Annotated in this window: 20 protein-coding genes; 13 read left to right on the top strand and 7 right to left on the bottom strand. The window is 64.9% G+C overall.

All coding sequences use genetic code 11. From position 1 onward, the window contains the following. Positions 1 to 118 precede the first annotated feature (118 nt). The 5 genes from NO366_RS01845 (at position 119) to NO366_RS01825 (ending at position 6351) form a co-directional block, all read left to right on the top strand. The gene (locus NO366_RS01845; RefSeq protein WP_256532613.1) at positions 119 to 1714 is read left to right on the top strand and encodes an ABC transporter substrate-binding protein; all 1596 of its coding nucleotides are present in this window, start codon (positions 119 to 121) and stop codon (positions 1712 to 1714) included. Between the two features lie 255 nt (positions 1715 to 1969). Then, positions 1970 to 2971, top strand: coding sequence for an ABC transporter permease (locus NO366_RS01840; RefSeq protein WP_256532612.1), 1002 nt, complete (start codon positions 1970 to 1972; stop codon positions 2969 to 2971). Next, the gene (locus NO366_RS01835) at positions 2968 to 3942 is read left to right on the top strand and encodes an ABC transporter permease (protein WP_256532611.1); all 975 of its coding nucleotides are present in this window, start codon (positions 2968 to 2970) and stop codon (positions 3940 to 3942) included. The genes NO366_RS01840 and NO366_RS01835 overlap by 4 nt, the downstream gene beginning before the upstream one ends. Before the next feature lie 2 nt (positions 3943 to 3944). Beyond that, positions 3945 to 5051 carry an ABC transporter ATP-binding protein gene (locus NO366_RS01830; protein ID WP_256532610.1) on the top strand — a complete coding sequence of 369 codons (1107 nt, stop codon included), beginning with the start codon at positions 3945 to 3947 and terminating at the stop codon, positions 5049 to 5051. Continuing rightward, positions 5041 to 6351, top strand: a complete 1311-nt coding sequence (locus NO366_RS01825; protein ID WP_256532609.1) for an ABC transporter ATP-binding protein — start codon at positions 5041 to 5043, stop codon at positions 6349 to 6351. The genes NO366_RS01830 and NO366_RS01825 overlap by 11 nt, the downstream gene beginning before the upstream one ends. A gap of 179 nt (positions 6352 to 6530) precedes the next feature. On the opposite strand, the gene NO366_RS01820 is transcribed toward NO366_RS01825, so the two are convergent. From NO366_RS01820 to NO366_RS01805, 4 genes are all read right to left on the bottom strand, one after another. Continuing rightward, a complete protein-coding gene (locus tag NO366_RS01820; RefSeq protein WP_256532608.1) occupies positions 6531 to 7706 on the bottom strand; it encodes a M24 family metallopeptidase in 1176 nt (391 codons plus the stop codon). A gap of 225 nt (positions 7707 to 7931) precedes the next feature. Continuing rightward, positions 7932 to 8720 carry an alpha/beta hydrolase family protein gene (locus tag NO366_RS01815; protein ID WP_256532607.1) on the bottom strand — a complete coding sequence of 263 codons (789 nt, stop codon included), beginning with the start codon at positions 8718 to 8720 and terminating at the stop codon, positions 7932 to 7934. 462 nt (positions 8721 to 9182) lie between these two features. Next, positions 9183 to 10697 (bottom strand): eIF2B alpha/beta/delta subunit family protein, encoded by a 1515-nt coding sequence (locus tag NO366_RS01810; protein WP_256532606.1) that lies wholly within the window; start codon positions 10695 to 10697, stop codon positions 9183 to 9185. Positions 10698 to 10812: 115 nt separating this feature from the next. Then, on the bottom strand, positions 10813 to 11067 hold the full coding sequence (locus NO366_RS01805; RefSeq protein WP_256532605.1) for an antitoxin VapB family protein: 255 nt from the start codon (positions 11065 to 11067) through the stop codon (positions 10813 to 10815). Positions 11068 to 11191: 124 nt separating this feature from the next. Here NO366_RS01805 and NO366_RS01800 point away from each other — a divergent pair, with 124 nt between their 5' ends. Further along, on the top strand, positions 11192 to 12028 hold the full coding sequence (locus NO366_RS01800) for a coenzyme F420-0:L-glutamate ligase (protein ID WP_256532604.1): 837 nt from the start codon (positions 11192 to 11194) through the stop codon (positions 12026 to 12028). Continuing rightward, entirely contained in the window at positions 12025 to 13074 is a 1050-nt protein-coding gene (locus tag NO366_RS01795) for a 5,10-methylenetetrahydromethanopterin reductase (protein WP_256532603.1), read from the top strand. The genes NO366_RS01800 and NO366_RS01795 overlap by 4 nt, the downstream gene beginning before the upstream one ends. 64 nt (positions 13075 to 13138) lie before the next feature. Here NO366_RS01795 and NO366_RS01790 read toward each other — a convergent pair whose 3' ends face one another. Further along, positions 13139 to 13330, bottom strand: a complete 192-nt coding sequence (locus NO366_RS01790; protein WP_256532602.1) for a DUF8024 family protein — start codon at positions 13328 to 13330, stop codon at positions 13139 to 13141. Between the two features lie 118 nt (positions 13331 to 13448). On the opposite strand from NO366_RS01790, the gene NO366_RS01785 reads away from it, so the two are divergent. The 6 genes from NO366_RS01785 (at position 13449) to yciH (ending at position 19270) form a co-directional block, all read left to right on the top strand. Then, the gene (locus tag NO366_RS01785) at positions 13449 to 13769 is read left to right on the top strand and encodes a DUF7573 domain-containing protein (protein WP_256532601.1); all 321 of its coding nucleotides are present in this window, start codon (positions 13449 to 13451) and stop codon (positions 13767 to 13769) included. 330 nt (positions 13770 to 14099) lie between these two features. Next, on the top strand, positions 14100 to 14294 hold the full coding sequence (locus NO366_RS01780; protein ID WP_007702151.1) for a cold-shock protein: 195 nt from the start codon (positions 14100 to 14102) through the stop codon (positions 14292 to 14294). 307 nt (positions 14295 to 14601) lie between these two features. After that, positions 14602 to 15591 carry an AAA family ATPase gene (locus NO366_RS01775; protein ID WP_256532600.1) on the top strand — a complete coding sequence of 330 codons (990 nt, stop codon included), beginning with the start codon at positions 14602 to 14604 and terminating at the stop codon, positions 15589 to 15591. Further along, on the top strand, positions 15588 to 16649 hold the full coding sequence (locus NO366_RS01770; RefSeq protein ID WP_256532599.1) for a DUF58 domain-containing protein: 1062 nt from the start codon (positions 15588 to 15590) through the stop codon (positions 16647 to 16649). The genes NO366_RS01775 and NO366_RS01770 overlap by 4 nt, the downstream gene beginning before the upstream one ends. Further along, positions 16646 to 18883 (top strand): transglutaminase TgpA family protein, encoded by a 2238-nt coding sequence (locus tag NO366_RS01765; protein WP_256532598.1) that lies wholly within the window; start codon positions 16646 to 16648, stop codon positions 18881 to 18883. Before NO366_RS01770 ends, NO366_RS01765 begins: the two co-directional genes overlap by 4 nt. 93 nt (positions 18884 to 18976) lie before the next feature. After that, a complete protein-coding gene (yciH, locus tag NO366_RS01760) occupies positions 18977 to 19270 on the top strand; it encodes a stress response translation initiation inhibitor YciH (protein WP_247730493.1) in 294 nt (97 codons plus the stop codon). 132 nt (positions 19271 to 19402) lie between these two features. Here yciH and NO366_RS01755 read toward each other — a convergent pair whose 3' ends face one another. After that, positions 19403 to 19756, bottom strand: a complete 354-nt coding sequence (locus NO366_RS01755; RefSeq protein ID WP_256532597.1) for a rhodanese-like domain-containing protein — start codon at positions 19754 to 19756, stop codon at positions 19403 to 19405. A 58-nt stretch (positions 19757 to 19814) separates the two neighbouring features. Then, positions 19815 to 20375 (bottom strand): NUDIX hydrolase, encoded by a 561-nt coding sequence (locus NO366_RS01750; protein WP_256532596.1) that lies wholly within the window; start codon positions 20373 to 20375, stop codon positions 19815 to 19817. Between the last annotated feature and the right edge of the window lie 210 nt (positions 20376 to 20585).

The raw sequence follows: 20585 nt of genomic DNA, 5'->3' as shown, positions 1-20585 counted from the left end.
GAGTGGACAAATAATTTAAAACATTGCGTAATATTTGCGATAATATTTCATATATCGTGGCAGATAGCTACTTTTTGCCAGAAATACTATTACACACGAACCCCGTGTGGCTGGTATCATGGAACAACAACGGGTTCCACTCACGAGACGTAATTTCACTAAATTGGCCGGAGGGGCGACGACAGCCGGGTTGCTCGCCGGGTGTCTCGGTGGGGACTCAGACCCCTCGTCAAGTGGCGGTTCGAGCGTACAGGTCGGGCTGGGTTCGCAACCGCGGACGCTCGATCCGATCCGGTACCTGAGCACGCCGGACGCACAGGTGCTGAACAACATCTTCAACAACATCGTCGGCATCGGGACCGACCTGAGCTACTATCCCGATCTAGCGGCGTCGATGCCCGAAACCGAGCGCGGCGGGCAGCGGTGGATCGTCGAGTTCGAATCGGACGCGGAGTTCCACAACGGCGATCCGGTCACCATGGAGGACGTGAAGTACACGATGACCCAGCCCGTCGTCGAGGAGCGGGGGAACGCCGCGACGTTCAACATCATCGACACGATCGAGGAGGTCGACGACAACACGCTTCAGTTCGACCTCAAGAACCCGTACGCCCGGTTCATGCTCTCTCTCAACACGCACGTCGTGCCGAAGAGCGTGCGGGAGGACAACAAGGGGTCGGAAAACGAGTGGAGCGAGAATTACGTCGGGAGCGGACCGTTCGAGTTCGTCGACTGGACCACCGGGGAGTCGGTCACGATGCGAGCCACCGAGGATTACTGGAAGGGAACCGATCCCGAGATCGAGGAGGCCACCTTCAACCTGATCGAGGAGTCTTCGACGCGGGTGACGACCCTCGAGACCGGAGAATCGGACATGGTCGAGCAGGTGCCGGGACAGCTCTACGACACGGTCGAGGGAATCGGCGGTGCCTCGCTGGAGACGACCGAAGGGCTCCGGTGTAACTTCATCGCGTTCAACTGCATCGAGGGGCCCACGGCCAACCTGGACGTTCGCAAAGGCGTCGAGCACTGCATCGATATCGACCGCATGATCGACGTCAACTACGGGGAATCAGCCTACCGGATGCACTCACCCATTCCCAGGAATCTCGCCGAGGAGTGGGATTTCCCCGTCGACGAGTGGGAAGGTATTTCGAACGAGAAGGACGTCGACCGCGCCGCAGAACTGTTCGAATCGGGCGGACTCGATCCGGACTACGAACTCAAAATCCTGGTCTCCGGAGCCGACAGGGAAGACGACGCCGTTACGATCGCGAACGGCATTCAGGAGGCCGGGTACTCGGCGACGGTCGAACGACTCGAGTGGGGGACGTTCATCAGCACGTTCAACTCCGGCAGCGCCGACGACATGAACCTGTACCTGCTCGGATTGAGCGGCGAACCGGACCCGGGCGAGTTCGTCTACACGCTGTATCACAGCGACCGTGAGGGCGTCGACAACGGTCACTACTACCGAAACGACCAGTTGTTCGACTGGATCGATCAGGCGGATCAGACGACCGACAGGGACGAACGCCAGGAACTGTACTCCAAGGCGATTACGCACGTCCTGGAAAATCGCGTCCACCTGCCAACGCACGGGTCGAACGTGTCCTGGGGTGTCGCCAACCACATCACCGATTACGCGTTGAACCCGCGGCCGTCCGCGAACCCGCGTTTCGTCGGTGAAAACTACAACGTGGGCGTCGAGTAGCGTCCGTTCCAGCCGTTCGTACCGTCGTCGAGCGCGGTAGACTGTACTCGCCGGCTTCTGCCGGTAGACGGGTCAGATAGAAATCACACTTCTCTATCACTTATTGGGAGAATTAACAAACAAACAATCGGCTATTATTCGAATTAGACTATTGTCCTGGAATTATTTACGGAAATTCTTTAGATAGTCAGAAGATTTATCTGAGCCTGGGTCCCTCCTTCGGATGCGATACCATTTAGCATGTGATGGCTAGACATGAAGAATGCACGATACATACTCTGGCGATTCGTTCAGGCGGTGCCGATAGTCTTCGGAATAATCACGATAACGTTTTTTCTCACCAACCGGATCCCTGGCGATCCGGTCGAAGTAATGCTGGCGGGTCAGAACGTCCCGCAGGAGGTTATCGATTCTGTCAGGGCCCGCTACGGACTCGACCAGCCCGCCCACCGGCGCTTCATCAGCTATCTCGTCGGCGTGGCCCAGGGCGACCTCGGCTGGAGTATCAACTACGGCGTTCCGGTTCGAACCGTCATCGTGGCGCGGATCCCGGTGACGCTCTACCTCGTCCTCGCTTCGTTCGTGTTCGCGCTCGCGGTCTCCATTCCACTCGGCGTCCTCTCCGCGAAACGGCGGAACGAACCCGTCGATCACGGCTCCCGAATCGTTTCGCTCATCGGCGTGAGCACCCCCGACTTCTGGATCGGCCTCGTACTTATCATCGTCTTCGCCTTCCACCTCGGATGGTTTCCGGCGACCGGACTCCCACTCCCCTGGGCGGCGCCCGAGACTATCAGAGGAGCGACGACGCAACTCGACGTCGTCGTCAGTTCGATCCGTCACCTCCTCCTTCCGATGATCGCACTCGGGACGCTTCAGATGGCGCAGATCACCAGAATCGAACGCTCTTCGATGGTCGAATCCTTCCAGAAAGATTACGTGAAGCTGATGGAGGCGTTCGGCGTCGATCGGAAGAAGATCGTTCGAAAGTACGCGTTCAAACCGGCGCAGATGCCCGTCATCACCATCGTCGGTCTCGGGATGAGCACGGCACTCGGCGGGTCGGTACTGGTCGAGACCGTGTTCCAGATCAACGGGATGGGTCGGTTGATCATCCAGGCGATAAACACCAGAGATTACGAACTCATCATGGGAACGACGCTCGTCTACGGAATCGTGTTCGTCGTCGGAACGATCATCACGGACGTCGCCTACGCGTACATCGATCCGCGCGTCACGTACGGTGATGCGGAATGAGCGTCCACGGCTCGGAGGTCGAGGACGAAATCGATGACACCGGCGACGACCGAACCGTCGACCCCAACGTCGGACTGTCGTATACGTTCAAACAGGTTCGCCGAGATACGACGGCACGTATCGGCCTCTTCGTCATCTCGCTCGTGTTCGCCATTGCGGTACTCACGTCGATCGATTACTACGTCTTCGACTACGCGTTCGCGGAGCGGTTCCTCTATCACCCCGAAAAAGACCCAGAGGTGTATCGACCACATCTACCCCCTATCGGCATCGAAAACACCCACGGGAGCGGCGCGTTGGAACACCCGCTCGGCACCGACCACCGAGGTCGCGACATTCTCGTCCGCTTACTCTACGGGACCCGAATCGCTGTCACTGCGGGACTACTCGCGACGCTCATCGGCTTCGTCGGCGGCACGCTGACGGGTGCCGTCTCCGGCTACTACGGCGGCTGGGTCGACGACGTGCTCCAGCGAGCGATGGAGACGCTGTACGCGATCCCGTTCCTGGTCCTCGTGATCGCGTTCATGGCCGCGTTCGGGCAGAACCTGATGTTCGCGATGCTCGGCATCGGGATCATCTCGATGCCGGTGTTCAACCGGCTGATCCGCTCGCGGGTGGTCAGCGTCCGCGAAGAGGAGTACATCAAGGCCGCGAAGGCCAGCGGGATACGAAACCGGACGATCATCCTCCGGTACATCATCCCGAACAGCTTCGCCCCCGTGCTCGTCCAGGGCACGTTACAGATCGGCTACGCGATCCTCGCGATCGCCGGCCTCTCCTTCCTCGGGTTCGGCGTGCAACCGCCGACGCCGAGTTGGGGCCAGATGCTCGCACAGTCGCGCGATTACATGCTTCCGAACCCCTGGTTCAGTATCTGGCCGGGGGCGGCCATCCTGCTCACCGTCGTGGCCTTCAACACGTTCGGTGACGGGCTGCAGGACGCACTCGACCCTCGAATTGATAACTAACAATGAGTGAACAACCGTTACTCAGCGTCGACAATCTCACCGTCGAGTTCGACACCGAAGCGGGGATCGTTCGCGCCGTCGATGACGTCTCGTTCGACATCCACGGCGGAGAAATAGTCGGTCTCGTCGGCGAATCGGGCGCCGGAAAGAGCGTGACCGGTCGGAGCCTCCTCCGTCTCGTCGAGTCGCCGGGTGCCATCGTCGGCGGGACCGTGACGTTTCGCGGTCAGACGATCGTAGACGGCGACAATCCCGAGAATTCGATGTCGATGGACCGGCTTCGATCCGAGATTCGTGGCCAGGAGATCTCCCTCATCTTCCAGGATCCGATGGAGAGTCTGAACCCTGTCTTCACTGTCGGCGCCCAGATGCGAGAGATCATCGAGTCGAACCGGGACGTCGACGGACAGGCGGCACGGACGGCGGCGATCGAGATGCTGCACGAAGTGGGCATCCCGGACCCGGAATCCCGGTACGACGAGTATCCACACGAGTTTTCGGGGGGAATGCGCCAGCGAGTCCTCATCGCGATGGCACTCGCGTGCGAGCCACGATTGATCGTGGCGGACGAACCGACCACGGCACTCGACGTCACCGTCGAGGGTCAGATCCTGCGAATGGTCCAGGAGCTACAGGACAAGTACGATACGAGCTTCGTCTGGATCACTCACGACATGGGCGTCGTCGCGGAGCTCTGTGACCGGGTGAACGTGATGTACCTCGGTGAGGTTGTCGAACAGGCCGGCGTCCGTGACCTCTTTCGGGACCCGGCCCACCCCTACACGGAAGCGTTGCTCTCCTCGATCCCACGACCGGATCGAGACGTCGAACTGCTCCAGACCATCGCCGGTCGGATGCCGAACGGGCTCGATCCGCCGGAGGGGTGTCGCTTCCACCCGCGATGTCCGGACGCACGGGACGTCTGTCAAACGGTCCGTCCGGACCCCCGGCTCGTCGACGGGACGGCCGGCGAGCGGGACAGCGCGAGGCGAGCGGCGTGCGTCAAACACGACGCCTTCGACGTCGGATACGACACGAGCAGCCCGCTGGACACGGAAGCGACTCGGCTCGCCGACGAAACGGAGGTGACCGTTCCCGATGAGTCGTAATTCGATCGCAGACGGGGACGCACGCCCCGACGCCGGAACCGACGCGCTCCTCGAAGTGGACGGCCTCACGAAGCACTTTCCGAACGACGAGAGCTTCTTCGATGCCCTCTCGGTCGATCTCTCGAACCCCACTCGTCCGGTCGAACTCGATCGAACGTGGGTTCGGGCCGTCGACGACGTCAGTTTCGACATCCGCGAGGGAGAGATTCTCGGTCTGGTCGGCGAATCTGGGTGTGGAAAGAGCACCCTCGCACAGGCGGTCCTCAACCTGATACAGCCGACGGCGGGCGAGGTTCGATTCAAGGGAGAAGATCTCTCGTCGCTCTCACGATCGGCCCTTCGAAACCGCCGACAGGACGTCCAGATGGTGTTCCAGGACCCGCAGTCGTCGTTGAACCCGCGCATGAAGGTCGGCCAGATCATCGAAGCGCCGATGAAGGCCCACGACATGCTCACGAAAGAGGGTCGCAAGGAGCGAACGGCCGAACTCCTCGAGAAGGTCGGACTGGAGCCACACCACTACAATCGGTACCCGCACGAGTTCTCCGGGGGGCAGCGCCAGCGGGTCAACCTGGCCCGCGCGCTGTCCGTCGACCCGGACTTCATCGTCTGTGACGAACCCGTCAGCGCGCTCGACGTCTCGATCCAGGCGAGCGTCCTCAACACGATGAAAGAGTTACAGGAGGAGTTCGGCCTCACCTACCTCTTCATCACGCACGACCTGTCCGTCGTTCGGTACATCACCGACCGCGTTGCGGTGATGTACCTCGGAAACATCGTCGAGATCGCCGAGACGACGGACCTCTTCGAAGATCCGCAACACCCCTACACGAAGTCGTTACTGAACGCCCTTCCCATCCCCGATCCGGAACACAGCCAGGATCGGACGATCCTCGAAGGCGAGGTCCCGAGCCCGTCCGACCCGCCGAGCGGATGCCGGTTCCGGACGCGGTGTCCCGAACTCATCGCACCGGACGACCTGGACGTGGCCGAGGACGAGTGGGCGGCGCTCCTCTCGTTCGTCAGGGCCGTCGAGCGACGAACGTTCGATCCCCTCATGACGGTTTCCGAGCTCGAATCCGCGTACTTCGGCGACGTTACGCTAGACGGTCGGTCGGCGCGGATCGTCGACGATGCGCTCTCCGCACTGAAAGCAGACGACGTCGAACGCGCGGCGGCCATCCTCGACGAACGGATCACGATGGAGAGCGTCTGCGCGACGGAGGATCCGGGCTACGGGGTCGAATCCGAGGCCGGCCGGTACTGCGCCTGCCACCGCGTCACCGCGGACGAGCGGTGACGCGGCGGGTCCGTCCGACTGCCGGCCGCTGCTCGCGTGCTGTGTGAACCACGCCGGTCACGTTTCTGTCGTCGGTCACGTTTCCGTCGACGGTCACACCGGACGCAGGTCGTTCGCGAGACGGCGGTATCAGCGGACAACGGTCGTGTCAGAAGCCGCTCTCCCCCGTGGGTGGCTGCTCACACGATCTGGAAATCGGTCGGGTACGACGTCAGATTCCTGTAGCCGTCTTCGGTCACCACGACGAGATCCTCGATCCTGACCCCGCCAGTCCCCTGTTCGTACAGGCCCGGTTCGACGGTGACGACGTGGCCGGCCGCCAGTTCGCCGCCGCCCAGCGAGAGTGACGGCGCTTCGTGGACGTCGAGCCCGACGCCGTGTCCGGTGCTGTGGAAGAACCCGTCCTCGGTCGACTCGTCGGTCCGTAACGTCGGGTATCCGGCCTCCTCGTAGACCTCGCACGCCGCGCCGTGGACGGCTTCACCGGTGACGCCTGGAGCGATCGCGTCGAGTGCCGCTCGATAGGCCTCCTCGGTCAACGCGTACCACTCGCGGATGCGCTCGGTCGGTTCGCCCTTGACGAACGTGCGCGTCATATCCGCGTGGTACCGGGTTCGCTTGTTCCGGGGGAAGATGTCGACGGTGATCGGGACGTTCGCGTCGAGCGGGCCGTACCCCGAGTCGTGGGCGCGGGCGGACGAGGCACCGGACGCGACGATGCAGTCGTCCATCCCGCACCCGTGCTCTAACAGGGTCAGTTCGATGCGTCGGCGCACTCGTTCGCTGGTCAACTGTTCTCCGTCCAGGTAGAGGGTGTCCCCGTCGATCGTCGCCCGCTCTAGCATCTCCGCGGCGGCGTCCATCGCCGCCTCGTTCGCCCGTTGGGTCTCTGCGACGTGGTCGATTTCGGTCTCCGTCTTGACCGCTCTGGTCGTCTCGACCACGGAGTCGCGGTCGGTGACGACGTCGATCCCGAACTCGCGCAGAGCGTCGCCAGTCCCGATCGGGAACGCCGGCGGGACCGCGACGGACTCGACCCCGCTGTCCGCCAGGAATTCGGCGACGGTTTCGGCCCGCCCGCGATCCGGCCCCAGTCGATCGACCCTGTCGGCGTAGTCGAAGTCGGACAGTTTGTACACGACGTCCGCGTCGCTGTCGTCTTTCGCCCGCGTGTACTCGAGTTCTGAGACCAGAAGGGAAACCGTCCCGTCGGCGTACAGCGTGACGAAATCGTCTGGGGCGTGGTAGCCGGAGAGGTAGTACTGATCGCTGTCTTCGCCGTCAGCGTCTACGAGGTAGCCGTCCGCGTCTGACGCTTCGAGGTACCTCGTCAGCTGGGGGTACGCTGTGTCCATGTCGAAGATGTAGCGACAGTTCGGGAAGAAGCTTGTTTATTGTCTCTGTCGTGTTTCGACCGAGACGGGCCCCGAACCGTACTGCACCGTGCCGGTCGACCGGTCACCGCACGTGGATCGATTGGATCCGGTCAGTCGAGATACCTCGATCGGCTCGTCGCGGTCCCGGCGAGCATCCTCGTCACCGAACTCGGCGGGGTGACGGACTCGACTGTCGTCCACTCCCTAGAGTCGGTCGTCGAGGAACGTATCGATCCGGTTCCACTTCTTGTACTTCCCGTCCGCGTCGAGATCGCCGTGAGTGAGCCCGGCGAACGTGTCGAACTCGAAGTCCTCTCCCTCCTCGAAACCCAGGCTGTGGAGTCGACGCTGCACCAGCCTGGCCTGTGAGGTCGGGACGATCTCGTCGGCCGTCCCGTGCAGTACCAGCAGGGGATCCTCGATGTTCTCGAAGTGGGTGATCGGACTCCGATCCCACCAGTGTTCTGCGTTCTCGTACGGATCTCCGAGTCGTCGGAGGACGTGGTCCGGAATGTGGCCCCACTCGAGGAGCGGAATCATATCGGCGACACCTGCCCAGACGATCCCGGCGGCCCAGAGGCCCGGGTATTTGGCCAACTGGAAGTAGACGTCGTGACCGCCCGCCGACCGACCGTAGACGGCGACGCGGTCCTCGTCGATCCAGTCCCGGTCTTTGAGCCAGCGCCCGGCGTCGGCGAACTCGTCGATCGCTTCTTCCATCCCCGAGAGACTGTGGTTCGGGACGAACGCGGTGTACCCTCGCTTCGCCAGGAACTGCCCGTACGTCTCGTACTTATCTGGGAGGTGTAAGATCGGGCTGTAGACCATCGCGACCGCCGGCGAGGGGCGAACACCCGAGTCGTAGATCGTTCCGGTGAGTTCTCTCCCGTCGCGCGTCTCGTACGTGATCTCTCGGGTCTCGACGGGCGACTCCGTCTCGTCGCTCGCGAAGGTCTCTCCGAACACCTCACGAAATTCGGTAACTCGTGACATACCAGACGTTCGATGGTGCGGTGGAAAAGGATTGCGTCCGAACCGAAATTATATAGATACTCATACATATCGGTGATCGAATACACTTTCGACGAGAAACCCTTCTCTCATGCCGATCTAAACGTATATAGATTCTTAGTACATCGGTCGTATATCCGTGTAGATGATTTTCACGACGAGCGATCGATTCGACGATCGCGTCGGGATAGACCGCACGGACTGGTCGATCAGCGACAGGACGGGCTCCTCAGAGTACGCACTCCCGGAGAACCGGCGCTGGTGACGTACCGATCCCGGAGAATGGGCGGCTCGGGAAAGTCCCTCGTCACACGGGGCTCGGTGGGGGTAACTGTTCGTCACCGCCGCCCACGTGTCCTTCTCGCCGAACCGGTATCGATGTGTCGCTTCGGTCGATCGGCAGGCCCGTCGCCAGGGCCCGTCACTCCGGACGCCGCGACGGCGTCAGCGCCACGCCTCGTACGCGCGAAAGTCGTCCGCGATCGGCTCGATCTCGTCCGGGTCGAGGATCCCGCGTTCGGTGACGAGCCCCGTGACGTACTCGGCCGGCGTCACGTCGAACGTCGGGTTCGTCACGTCGATAGCGGCGTCGCCGACGTAGAGCGCTCGCCGGTCGCCCGACTCGAGATTGACGCCGTCGCGCGTCGAGACCTTCGCGCTCGCGGTGATCGCGTAGACGGGGACGTTTTCGGCCGCCGCCGCAATCGCCGCGGCCCGCGTCCCGACCTTGTTGACCACACCTCCGTCGGGGAGGACAGTGTCGGCCCCCACGACGACGGCGTCGATCGATTCCGTCGCGAGCACGTGAGCGACCGCGGCGTCGGCACACAGCGTGACCGGGACGAACGCCGCGAGTTCCTCGGCGACGCCGACGCCCTCGCCGCCCGCATCTTCCGAGCCCTCCCGCCGGTCGGTCTCGCTACCCGCGGTTTCACCGCTCGAATTCTCCGAGACCTCCCTCCGGTCGGTCTCGCTACCCGGCCGGGATTCGGCGACGAAGACCCGATCCAGTTCACCAGCTCGCAGTGCGTCGCGGACGGTTCCCGATCGTGAGAGTGTGAGGACCCGTCCCGTCACGAACTCGGCGCCCGCACGCGTCGCTGCCGCATCGGCGTCGACCGCCCGGTCGATCCCGTCGATCGTGGATTCGAGGACGGCGCCGGCGCCCGTCGTCGGTTCCGTCGCCGTCCCGGATCCCGCCGGATCACCGTCGGTGTCGGCCGACGAATCGTCGTGTGCGGTCAGCGCGTCGTTCATCGCCCGGTTGACCCGGTTTCGCAGGACGGCCATACTCGGGCGCGCTTCGAGCAACCGGGTCGCGAGCGCCGCGAGCTCGTCCCACTCGTCGTCCGCGTTCGCGTCGCCGACCTGCTCGGCGGTCGATCCGGACGCGGACTCGTCGCCACGTTCTCGAACGAGTAGCCCCGCCCGGTCGCGGAGTACGTCGAGCGCGCGAATCGAGAGCCAGGCCGCGCCGTGTTCGTCGTCCGCGGTGATCGAGCGAACGGTCGGTGCGACGCGCTCGTAGGTCTCCCAGAGCTTCGGGACGGTCTCGCGGTCGCCGACGGCGAGGTCGGTCGGCGGGATCCAGGCCGCGTCGGTGTGCTCGTCGCTCAGTTCGATCTCGCGGGTGTCGACGTCGAAGAGGAACGGGTGGACGACCCACTCGCGACCGATGTCGGGGTCAGATACCGATAGCGGTCGTCCCGACCGGACGAGCGATACCGCGTCGTCCGGCAGGCCGGTCTCTTCGCGGATCTCGACCCGGACCTGTTCGTCGGGGTCGCCCTCGGCGAAGCCCGAGACGCCGCCCCAGGCGCCGGGGTAGGTTCCGACGTCGTCGCTGCGGCGGCAGGCGAGGATCTCGCCGCGGTTGCGGAGGAACGCGGTGACGACGTGGTCCGGCTCCGTACTGGTCGAGTCGGATTCGTCGCCGTCTACGGGGTTCTCGTCGGTCATCGGTTGCGTCGTCCGTGGCGGGGAATCTTGGGAATTGCGGCGGACGGTCGGATCCCGAAGATCGTGGCGGACGGCCCGATCCCGAGAATCGTGAACGGCGGGTGAATCACGAGTTTCAGCCCCGGGTCACTTCGATTTCCGTAGCGTCCCTTCCCAGGCGGGCTCGATACTGGCGTTCTCGCTTCCGAATCGCCTTCCGCATGGCACTCGCTTCCTCGTCGGTGACGAGTCCGGCCAGTTCGACGAGCGACCGTTCACCGGCGATCCGTTCGACCACCTCCGAGATCGACTCGTCCGGCCGCCTGCATGCTTCGAGACGCTGATACGCGTCCTCCGTGAGTCTGATCTCGCGGTACTCCGTCTCACCCATGCACACAACTATTGGCAACGAGTGCTTACCTGTTTTGCCCCGGCCCGCGACTGGCGTGCTGCGGTCGTCGTCTCCCATCTCCGGTGACGGTGACCTTTTTACGCGGCTTCCCCTCGAATCGACCATGCAACTCCACCCGGTCCCGGACCTCCCCGAGATAGAACCGGGCGACGACCTCGCGACGATGATCGCGGAGCGCGCCGCCCTCGAACCGGGCGACGTGGTTACCGTCGCGAGCACGGTCGTCTCGAAGGCGCGCGGTCGGACGGCCGACCTCGCGGACTTCCCGGCCGGTCCACGGGCCGTCGAGCTCGCCGAGCGGTTCGAGGCGCTGACGGGCGAGGAGAAGGACCCGCAATTCGCCCAGGCCGTCCTCGAAGAGAGTACCGAGGTCATCGTCGAGACGCCGTTCCTCCTGACGGAGACGTGTTTCGGGCACACGTGCGTCAACGCGGGTATCGACCGCTCGAACGTCCCGGGACACGACCTCCTCTTGCTCCCGAAGCGGCCGGCCGACCGCGCAGCCGAGATTCGGGCCGGGCTGCTCGAACGCGCCGACGGTCTCGACGCCGAAGCGGCCGACCAAATTGATACTGCGGGCAGCGATGGGGCCGTCCCCGACGGCATCGACGAGGTGGGCGTGATCGTCACCGACACCTGCGGCCGGCCGTTCCGCCACGGCCAGCGCGGCGTCGCCCTCGGGTGGGCGGGGATGCCGGCCAGTCGCGACTGGCGCGGCGAGACGGATCGCGACGGGCGCGAACTCGGCGTCACCGTCCAGGCGATCGTCGACGAACTCGCCTCGGCCGCCAACCTCGTCACCGGCGAGGGCGACGACGGCACCCCGGCCGTGGTCGTCCGCGACTTCGACTTCGGCGATCACGCCGGCGGCGCGGAACTCTTCCGCTCGATCGAGAAGGATCAGGTACGACAGGCGTTGCGGGAGTGGTCGTACGAATGACCGCCGACGCCGAAGAGGGGTCGGGGCAAGCGGACGACGACGTCGACCCCGCCGAGGTCTCGTGGGGGATCGAACTCACGCCCGAACACCCGCTCGAGCGGATCGCCGAACTGGCCGCTCACGCCGAGACAGCGGGCTTCGACGCGGCGTTTACCAGTTCGCACTACTTCAATCGGGACCCGTGGATAACCCTCACCAGGATGGCGGACGCCACCGAGGCAATCGCTCTCGGACCGGGCGTCGTCAACCCCTACGAGAGCCACCCGGCCACGCTCGCCTCGGCCATAGCGACACTCGACGAGGTCAGTGATGGCCGAGCGATCTGCGGGCTGGGCGCGGGGGATCGATCGACGCTCGCCGCACTCGGTATCGAGCGCGATCGGCCCCTGCGACGCGTACTCGAGACGATGCGGGTCGCCCGCCGGTTGTGGGCCGGAGAGACGGTCACCCACGACGGGGCCGTGACCGTCGAGGACGCGTCTCTGAACCTGGACCCCGTCGACGTCCCGGTCTTCGTCGGCGCGCAGGGGCCTGGGATGCTCGGCATGAGCGCCGCGCACGGAGACGGCGTACTGATCAACGCGGCCCACCCACGTGATCTCGCGTGGGCGCGCGATTCCCTCGAGGACGGACTCGCGAAACGGGACGCGGAGCGCGACCCGCCACGAACGCTCGCGTTCGCCAGCACGAGTGTCGCCGAAACCGACGAGGCCGCCCGGGAGGCCGCCCGCCCGCCGGTCGCGTTCATCGCCGGCGGCGCCGCAGAGCCGACTCTCGACCGTCACGATATCGACCCCGACGCGGCGCGGGCGGTGAGCGAGGCCCTCGAACGGGGATCCCTCGGCGAGGCGTTCGACCGGGTGACGCCCACGATGATCGACGCGTTCTGCGTCGCGGGGACGGTCGAGACGGTGACCGAGCGGTACCGTGACCTCCTGGAGCACGTCGACGGAATCGTCGTCGGCTCACCCCTGGGTCCCGACATCGACAGGGCTGTCGACGACGCGGCGACGGCACTGGACCGAGCGTCGAGCGGGGCCGAGTGACGCTGACGTGCCGAGTGGTGGCGCTAACTCGACTGACAGCGGCTACCCGTGTGACGCCAACTCCTCAGCTCGGCGTAACGCTGTCGACGGCGGCACCGGCGGCCAGGTAGCCGACGAACGCGACCGACCCGCCGACCAGGGCGGCGCCGACGAGAAAGAGCAGCGGCGCGAGCAACTCGCCGGTGGCGACGTCGCCGAAGAGCGCGACCAGTTCCGAGAGCTGTTCGCCGAAGTGCGTCGGGGGAATGTCCGTCATACGTCTCGCTTTCGACCGGCGGTATTTGGTGATACCGGTTGCGTCAGGCTGCCGGTTACCGCCGCCGGCGCGGCGCCGGCCCGGATGACTTACGGTCCTCTGGCCCGACGGTTCTTCCGTGAAACGGTCGACGCTCTCCGACTTCGCCGGATCCACGGAGTCGCACGCGGATGGAGACGAATCGGCCGCACCATCGAGCGCGTCAGCGGCCGAACCGAACCCCGACGGCGACGAGAGTCCGGAGGCTGGTGGGGTCGAGGGAGACGAGTCAGCTGACGCTCCGGACGTTGCCGAATCCGAATCGTCCGACGGCGCGGATCGACCGACGGTCACACTCGCGGTCGGGCAGGGCCGGCCGTGTGCCCATTGTGGTCGCGAAACCAGCCGACAGTGGCGTACGGAATCGGGATTCGTCTGTCCCGAGTGCATCGAGTGGTGACGTCCGGTCCGACGTGCGAGGCGTTCTCAGGATCACTGTACAGTCTGTCGAATTAGAAATTGGGGCGTACGACCGACTCCACGCTCCTATTGGGTCCGATGGGTGCGCTCGATCTTCTCGTTCGACTCCTGGGGGGTCGGTGTCTTCGTCGGCTTCGTAGGCGCTGGTGTCTGGTTTTACGATACGTTCGTTGGGAGTTGCTGGCGCGGAGTTCGGTGACTACTCGTCTCACCTCGCTGTCCGCCGTCGCAGGAGATCGACACGACAGCACGTGGTTCGGTACCACCCTCCAGAACATTTATGCCGTCAACACGTCTACATTGGCGTGCAATGGCGAAAGGTACGGTTGCGTTCTTCAACGATACGGGCGGTTACGGCTTCATCGAAACTGACGACGCGGACGAGGACGTCTTCTTCCACATGGAAGACATTGGCGGTCCGGACCTGGAGGAGGGCCAGGAACTGGAGTTCGAGATCGTCGAGGCCGAGAAGGGCCCCCGAGCGCAGAACGTCGAACGGTTGTAAGGCGACTTCGATCGCCTGTCACGCGAACCCACGGAGGAATCGATTTTCGAACGCACTGACGTCCGACCAGCCGCGGGATTCTCAGACCCGTCGGACCTGACACGCCCGGCCTGATGCGCCTGACCGCTGCGGTTCAGTGTGGAACGCGCACGGGAGCCCGTGGGAGAGGCGACGCGCGGACCGACTGTCCGGGTTTCCATCCCCCGTTTTCGACAGCCATCGCCATCAGAGTAGAACGCAAAGCCTATTTTGTACGGAACCCGTTGTTTGGGTAACGAATCTGCAGCCGCCGCCCTGGAGAGCCACAATGACAGGAGTCGACAGCACCGGACTGGAGGAATCGGCACACTCGACGGGCGACGTCGACGCGCTCCCGGTCGACGAGGCCGCGAGCCTGTGTGAACGAGTCGAGCGAAACGTGAGCGAAGTCATCGTCGGCAACGAGGGCGTCATTCGGGAGGTCGTCACGGCGATCCTGGCCCGGGGACACGTCCTCATCGAGGACGTCCCCGGCGTGGGAAAGACGATGCTGACGCGGTCGATCGCCCGGTCGGTCGACTGCGAGTTCAGCCGCGTGCAGTTTACGCCCGACCTCCTCCCGTCGGACATCACCGGCGTGAACGTGTTCAATCAGCAGACGCGCGAGTTCGAGTTCCAGCCGGGGCCGGTGTTCGGGAACGTCGTCCTCGCAGACGAGATCAACCGTGCCCCGCCGAAGACCCAGAGTGCCCTGCTGGAATCGATGGAGGAGACGCAGGTCACCGTCGACGGCGAGACGCGGCCGCTGCCGTCCCCGTTTACCGTCATCGCGACGCAGAACGCCGTCGAACCCAGCCAGACGTACGAGCTTCCGCTCGCGGAACTCGACCGCTTCATGAAGAAGCTCTCTCTCGGCTACCCGGACCCGGCGGACGAGTCGAGGCTCCTCGATCGGACCACCTCGCACCACCCGATCGCGGCGCTCGAACCGGTCGCGGATCGGCGCGACGTCCTTCGCGCGCGCGAGACCGTCGCCGAGACGACAGTGCGCGAGCCCGTCCGCCACTACGCAGCCAGGATCGCCGCGTACACCCGTGAACACGCAGAAATCGGCGTGAGCCCGCGCGGGACGATCGCTCTTGTCCGTGCGGCCATGGCCAGGGCAGTGGCCGAAGAGCGCGGATACGTGATCCCCGAGGATATCGCCGCGGTCGCTCAGGAGACGCTCGCACACCGAATTCGGTTCTCCACGGCGCACGAGGACGCTGCCGCCGCCGACCTCGTCGCGGAGGCCCTCTCGACCGTCCCAGTCGAATGAGGCCGACGGTACGCGGCGTCGTCGCACTCGGTGTGATCGGTGTGTGCGTGGTGATCGCCCTGAACGGGGGCCGTGCGGCGCTGAACGCCATCGTCGCCCCACTCGTCGTCGTCACCGTTGCCGCGGTCGGCATCGTCGCCGCGAGTTCGCGACCGACGGTGCGGCGTCGGCCGGTGACGCCCGGGTACGTGGGCGAGACGCGGACGGTCTCGTTCGAACTCGATGCGACGCGCGGAACGGTCGTCACGGCGACGGATTCGGTCGGGACCGGGCTCTACGCCGCGGAGCGACGCCTCGAACGCGTCCTTTCGGGACGGACGACGCTATCGTACGAGGTCTCGCTTCGGTCGCGCGGTGTCAGAACCGTCGGTCCACTCACGGTGACTGTGCAGGATCCGTTGGGCCTCGTCGTGACGCGGTATCGGTACGAGGCGACCGAACCGGTGTTCGTCTACCCGCCGGTGTACGAACTCACCTCGTCGGCCCGTGCCACGCTCGAGGGGTTCGCGACGGACGCGTCGGCGTTCGATCGGTCGATCTTCGAGCACCTGCGCGAGTACGAACGCGGCGATTCACTCCGCGACGTTCACTGGAAATCGGCCGCCAAACGCCCCGACGGGGAACTCGTGGTAAAGGAGTTCGTCGCTGACGACGGTCTCGATCGCCTCACCATGGTCGGCGCGTGTGACGGCGGCGACCCGGACGAACTCGCGGCGGCGGTTGCGACGCTCGTGGACCACCTGTTCGAACTGGACGTGGGCGTCTCGTTGACGCTTCCCGGCGAGCCTGAGCTGGACGCGATGCCGAGCGCACGCGCCGACGTCTTCGTGGCGCTGACTCGACTCGATACGGGCCCCGTCGCACCGGAGGCAATCGAGGCCGCGGACGTCGTCGTCGACGCGGACGAGGACGGCGTGTCGGTTACGCTGGGTGAGCGGACGGTGCCGTTCGCCGACCTCTGCGTCGTCGCGTCGGATGACGGAGCGGGAGCGACTACCGACTCGTCGGTCTCGCCACCGGGTAGCACGACCGGACCCGCGAGGGTGGTGAGCGGATGAGTGTCGCGACCGCTGGCGTCGGCGACCGGGTCGATCGTCGACTCTCCGCGTGGCTCCCCGGCGATCGTCAGCCGGGACCGACGCTCCTCCGGACCGTCGCCCTGGCGTGTGCCCTCGGAGTGATCGGCTCGTACGTGAGCGTCCTTCGGGAGATAACTCGCGTCGTTGGCGGGACCGACCAGTTGCTGGCCATCGTCGTCACGGCAGTGGGGATCGGCTTGCTCGTCGCCCCGTTCGTCAGTGAACGCGTCGTGATCCCGCTCAGCGCCCTGGCCTGGGTCGGTGCGCTCTTGCTGTACTTCAGCGTAGCCGGCATCGACCTCCCGACGCTCGTCGCGCAACTCGATTCGGTGCTCTCAGACGTACTGACGCTCGCGCGCGGCCTCAACCTGATCCGGGTCGTCGAAGCGCGAACGATGGCTCTCGCGTACGCGCCGGTCCCGGCCTTCCTGACGTGGTATCTCGCGCTTCGGGGTCGATACGCCGCCGCGGTTGTGCCGGCGGGTCTCGCCCTCTGTTTTCTCGTGTTGACTGGTGACGCGTCGATGGGACCGACGCTCGCCGGCGCCGTCGCGGCGACGGGCACGGTGGCCTTCGGCGAGCTGGCCCGCCGGAACGCGGGATTCGAGGCCCTCGACGTCCTCACGATCGTCCTCGTGACGATGATCCTCTGTGCGCTGTTCGTTCCCTTCGTCCCGGGCGGCGGGGAGTCACCGCTCGTCGAGGGGAGCGGTCCGGGAACGCTCGAAGGGAGCATCGCCGGTACGCCCGACCGGTCGCTGATCAGCGGGAGCGTGGAGCTCTCACCGGAAGTGCGCTTTACCATCGACAGTGAGGAACCCGCCTACTGGCGAACGGGTATCTACGACCGGTATACGGGCGACGAGTGGATAACGACCGGCGGGTCGACGGCCTACGATGGGCCGCTCTCGACACCGCCCGGTCGCACCGACCGGCTGACACAGACGGTGACCGTCGAGAGTCCGGTGCAGGTCATGCCGGCAGCGGCATCCGCGCGCTCGATCGACGGCGAGATGACCACCTTCACGGAGGTCGACGAGCACGGGCAGATCTACCCGTCCGTTCCGTTGACTGAAGGTGATCAGTATACGGTCGAGAGTGCCGTTATCGACCTGGATCCGTCACGCCTCCACTCGGCCGGATCGGAGTACCCTGAGTCGATCGCAGCGCGGTACCTCCAGCAATCGGACGGGCAGTCCGACGCGTTCGCGGCCCGGACGGACGCCATCGTCGAGGGGGCCGACTCACCGTACGAGACGGCTCTGCGTATCGAGTCTCACCTCAGGGATTCGAAGTCGTACTCGCTCGACGTCGATCGACCGGATGGTGATACCGCGTCGGCGTTCCTCCTGGAGATGGACGAGGGGTACTGCGTCTACTTCGCGACGACGATGGTCATGATGCTCAGAGAGGAGGGCATTCCGGCCCGCTATGCGACGGGGTACACGGAGGGTGAGCAGATCGACGGCGATACCTGGGTCGTTCGCGGGACCGACGCGCACGCCTGGCCGGAGGTCTACTTCCCGGGGGTTGGCTGGGTGCCGTTCGAACCGACGCCGGCGGACGAGCGAGACGACGTCCATCAGGACCGACTCGAATCGGCGCGCGAGAACGACAATCCCGACGTGGACACCGACGAGAGCGAACCCGAGGGGCCTGATCCGTCCAACGAAACCCAGCCCGGGGAGAACGAGTCGACGACCGATCCGACCGACGAGAGCCCGTCGACCGGCACCGGAAACGAGACCGTCGGGGAAACCGGTGGTGCGAACGGGGGTGACTCGAGCGGGGAGAGTGGCTTCGACGTCCCGACCCCATCACCCGAACAGCTTGCGATGGCGCTTCTACTGGTCCTCGGACTGGCGGCGGCCGGATACCGGTCGGGACTCAGTCGGGTCGTAGTCGGGACGATCAGACTCTACTGGCAGCGCCGGAGCGGTGAGCCGGCGCGAGACGCGGAACGGGCGTATCGCCGACTCGAGATCCTGCTCGGTCGACGCTACCGGCCCAGGCGCCCGGCGGAGTCGCCACGTGCCTACCTCGATGCGCTCTCGTCGGAGGTCACTCTCGACGAGCGAGTGTACGACGTGGCGCTGACTCGCGAACGGGCGACGTACGGAAGCGGTGTCACTCCGGCGGACGCAGAGGCCGCGATCGACGCCGTCGACGCCCTCGTCGGTCGGTACGGACCGACCGGCGGCCGGCACGAGTGACCGGCCGAGGCTCCCCGCGACTCAAAAAGGACCACCAGACGGCATCTCGGTCCCGATAGTGTTTAATATGCCCATTTCGTACCATCTGATGTAATGTCGGAAGTCTGCTCGACGTGCGGGTTGCCTGACGAGCTCTGCGTCTGTGAGGACGTCGCCAAGGGCCAGCAGCAGCTCACGATCCGCATTGACGAGCGCAGGTACGGCAAGGAGGTAACGATCATCGAAGGGTTCGATCCGAAAGACGTCGACCTCGACAGTCTCTCGTCGGATCTCAAATCGAAGTTCGCCTGTGGTGGCACCGTCGAGGACAGCCACATCGAACTCCAGGGCAACCACACCGGTCGCATCGAGGACTTCCTCCGCGATCGGGGCTTCAACGTCGCGTAGACCCGATGATCTGATCACCGCTTCCGCGTTTTGCCGACGGCCGTGATCGCACCAGCGGCGCTACCGGTCAGCACAACAGATCGGTCGGTGTGGGTCGTCTCGGGCTCGTCCGCGCATCGACGGAGTGACACCTCAGAACGGTGATTCGGTCGTCTCGGTCTCGTCAGCCCGTTCCAGGTCGTACTGGTCGCACCAGGCGGTCAGACCACCGGCCAGACTCTCGACCGTCGCGTCGGCGCAACCCTCGTAGGAGGCGATGAGGCGGGCGGCCTGGACGCTCGATTTGCCGTGCGGACAGACCGTCACGATGTGCTCGGCACCGGCGAGGTCCTGAACTTGCTGTGGCAACTCCTGGAACGGGACGTTCTCACTGCCGGGGATGTGTCCCTGGGCGAAACTGACCGGGGTGCGGATGTCGACGACGCGAACGTCGTCGGGTTCCGCGAGTACGTCGGCGAGTTCGTCGGGGGTCGTCTCTCCGTCCATCGATACCGGAACGTGGTTCCAGCGAGGAATAAGGCCGACGGGTTCGACCGACGACCGCTCAGATGAATCCGTCTTCGGCAGCCAGCAACAGGGCGCTGATCGAGGCGTCGTTGGCCGGCGGTTCGCGCGCCCGATGGATCGCCTCGTCGATTGGGATGGTCGTGACGTCGAGGAACTCGTTCGAGTCGAGTTCGCGTTCGCCGGGGACGAGGCCGTCGGCGTAGACGATCCCGCGGTCGTGCCGGAGGACGCCGGTCGCGACGGCGTACTCCTGAAGCAGCACGGTCGTCTCCGGCCGGAAACCGGTCTCCTCTTCGAGCTCTCGGGCCGCGGCCTGCGTGTAGGACTCGCCGTCCTCGACGATACCGGCGGGGAGTTCGAGGTGGGTCTCGCGGGTCGCCGGTCGATACTGTTCGACGAAACAGATCTCCTCGCCCGTGTTCGCGACGATCACGACGGCGGGCGGGAGGTCGGCCCAGTAGTAGCGCTTCTCGCTGCCGTCGGGCTGGGTGACGAGGTCGTATCCGCCGTCGTACCAGCCGGTCTCGTACTCGGTGGCCGACTCGCGCACCGGCCAGTCGTGGGCGTCGGGGTCGTCAGACGGAGCCGAATCACTCATGCGCGTTCCGACGCGGTCGACGTGATAGAAGGTGGCGGTTTCGGTGGAGTGGACCGTTACGAATTTCGAGAGCGAACCGGTAGATCCTCCGTCCAGTCGTCTTTGAGGTCTGCCGGTGTTAGTTCCTCCACAGCCTCTCCTTTCGTCGCTTCGGTGATACAACCCTCCAGTGCCTCGACGGTAACCACTCGTGAGCTGCTCGTTTCGGAG

Origin of the sequence: Halovivax cerinus (assembly GCF_024498195.1) — an archaeon.
Taxonomy (GTDB): Archaea; Halobacteriota; Halobacteria; order Halobacteriales; family Natrialbaceae; genus Halovivax; species Halovivax cerinus.
Note: the sequence above shows the minus strand (reverse complement) of the source record. Positions and strands in the feature narration are given on the sequence as shown.

Excerpts from the sequence above, each read along its gene's own strand:
- NO366_RS01845 (WP_256532613.1), top strand. The coding sequence starts at position 119 with ATGGAACAACAACGGGTTCCACTCACGAGACGTAATTTCACTAAATTG.
- NO366_RS01840 (WP_256532612.1), top strand. The coding sequence starts at position 1,970 with ATGAAGAATGCACGATACATACTCTGGCGATTCGTTCAGGCGGTGCCG.
- NO366_RS01835 (WP_256532611.1), top strand. The coding sequence starts at position 2,968 with ATGAGCGTCCACGGCTCGGAGGTCGAGGACGAAATCGATGACACCGGC.
- NO366_RS01830 (WP_256532610.1), top strand. The coding sequence starts at position 3,945 with ATGAGTGAACAACCGTTACTCAGCGTCGACAATCTCACCGTCGAGTTC.
- NO366_RS01825 (WP_256532609.1), top strand. The coding sequence starts at position 5,041 with ATGAGTCGTAATTCGATCGCAGACGGGGACGCACGCCCCGACGCCGGA.
- NO366_RS01820 (WP_256532608.1), bottom strand. The coding sequence starts at position 7,706 with ATGGACACAGCGTACCCCCAGCTGACGAGGTACCTCGAAGCGTCAGAC.
- NO366_RS01815 (WP_256532607.1), bottom strand. The coding sequence starts at position 8,720 with ATGTCACGAGTTACCGAATTTCGTGAGGTGTTCGGAGAGACCTTCGCG.
- NO366_RS01810 (WP_256532606.1), bottom strand. The coding sequence starts at position 10,697 with ATGACCGACGAGAACCCCGTAGACGGCGACGAATCCGACTCGACCAGT.
- NO366_RS01805 (WP_256532605.1), bottom strand. The coding sequence starts at position 11,067 with ATGGGTGAGACGGAGTACCGCGAGATCAGACTCACGGAGGACGCGTAT.
- NO366_RS01800 (WP_256532604.1), top strand. The coding sequence starts at position 11,192 with ATGCAACTCCACCCGGTCCCGGACCTCCCCGAGATAGAACCGGGCGAC.
- NO366_RS01795 (WP_256532603.1), top strand. The coding sequence starts at position 12,025 with ATGACCGCCGACGCCGAAGAGGGGTCGGGGCAAGCGGACGACGACGTC.
- NO366_RS01790 (WP_256532602.1), bottom strand. The coding sequence starts at position 13,330 with ATGACGGACATTCCCCCGACGCACTTCGGCGAACAGCTCTCGGAACTG.
- NO366_RS01780 (WP_007702151.1), top strand. The coding sequence starts at position 14,100 with ATGGCGAAAGGTACGGTTGCGTTCTTCAACGATACGGGCGGTTACGGC.
- NO366_RS01775 (WP_256532600.1), top strand. The coding sequence starts at position 14,602 with ATGACAGGAGTCGACAGCACCGGACTGGAGGAATCGGCACACTCGACG.
- NO366_RS01770 (WP_256532599.1), top strand. The coding sequence starts at position 15,588 with ATGAGGCCGACGGTACGCGGCGTCGTCGCACTCGGTGTGATCGGTGTG.
- NO366_RS01765 (WP_256532598.1), top strand. The coding sequence starts at position 16,646 with ATGAGTGTCGCGACCGCTGGCGTCGGCGACCGGGTCGATCGTCGACTC.
- yciH (WP_247730493.1), top strand. The coding sequence starts at position 18,977 with ATGTCGGAAGTCTGCTCGACGTGCGGGTTGCCTGACGAGCTCTGCGTC.
- NO366_RS01755 (WP_256532597.1), bottom strand. The coding sequence starts at position 19,756 with ATGGACGGAGAGACGACCCCCGACGAACTCGCCGACGTACTCGCGGAA.
- NO366_RS01750 (WP_256532596.1), bottom strand. The coding sequence starts at position 20,375 with ATGAGTGATTCGGCTCCGTCTGACGACCCCGACGCCCACGACTGGCCG.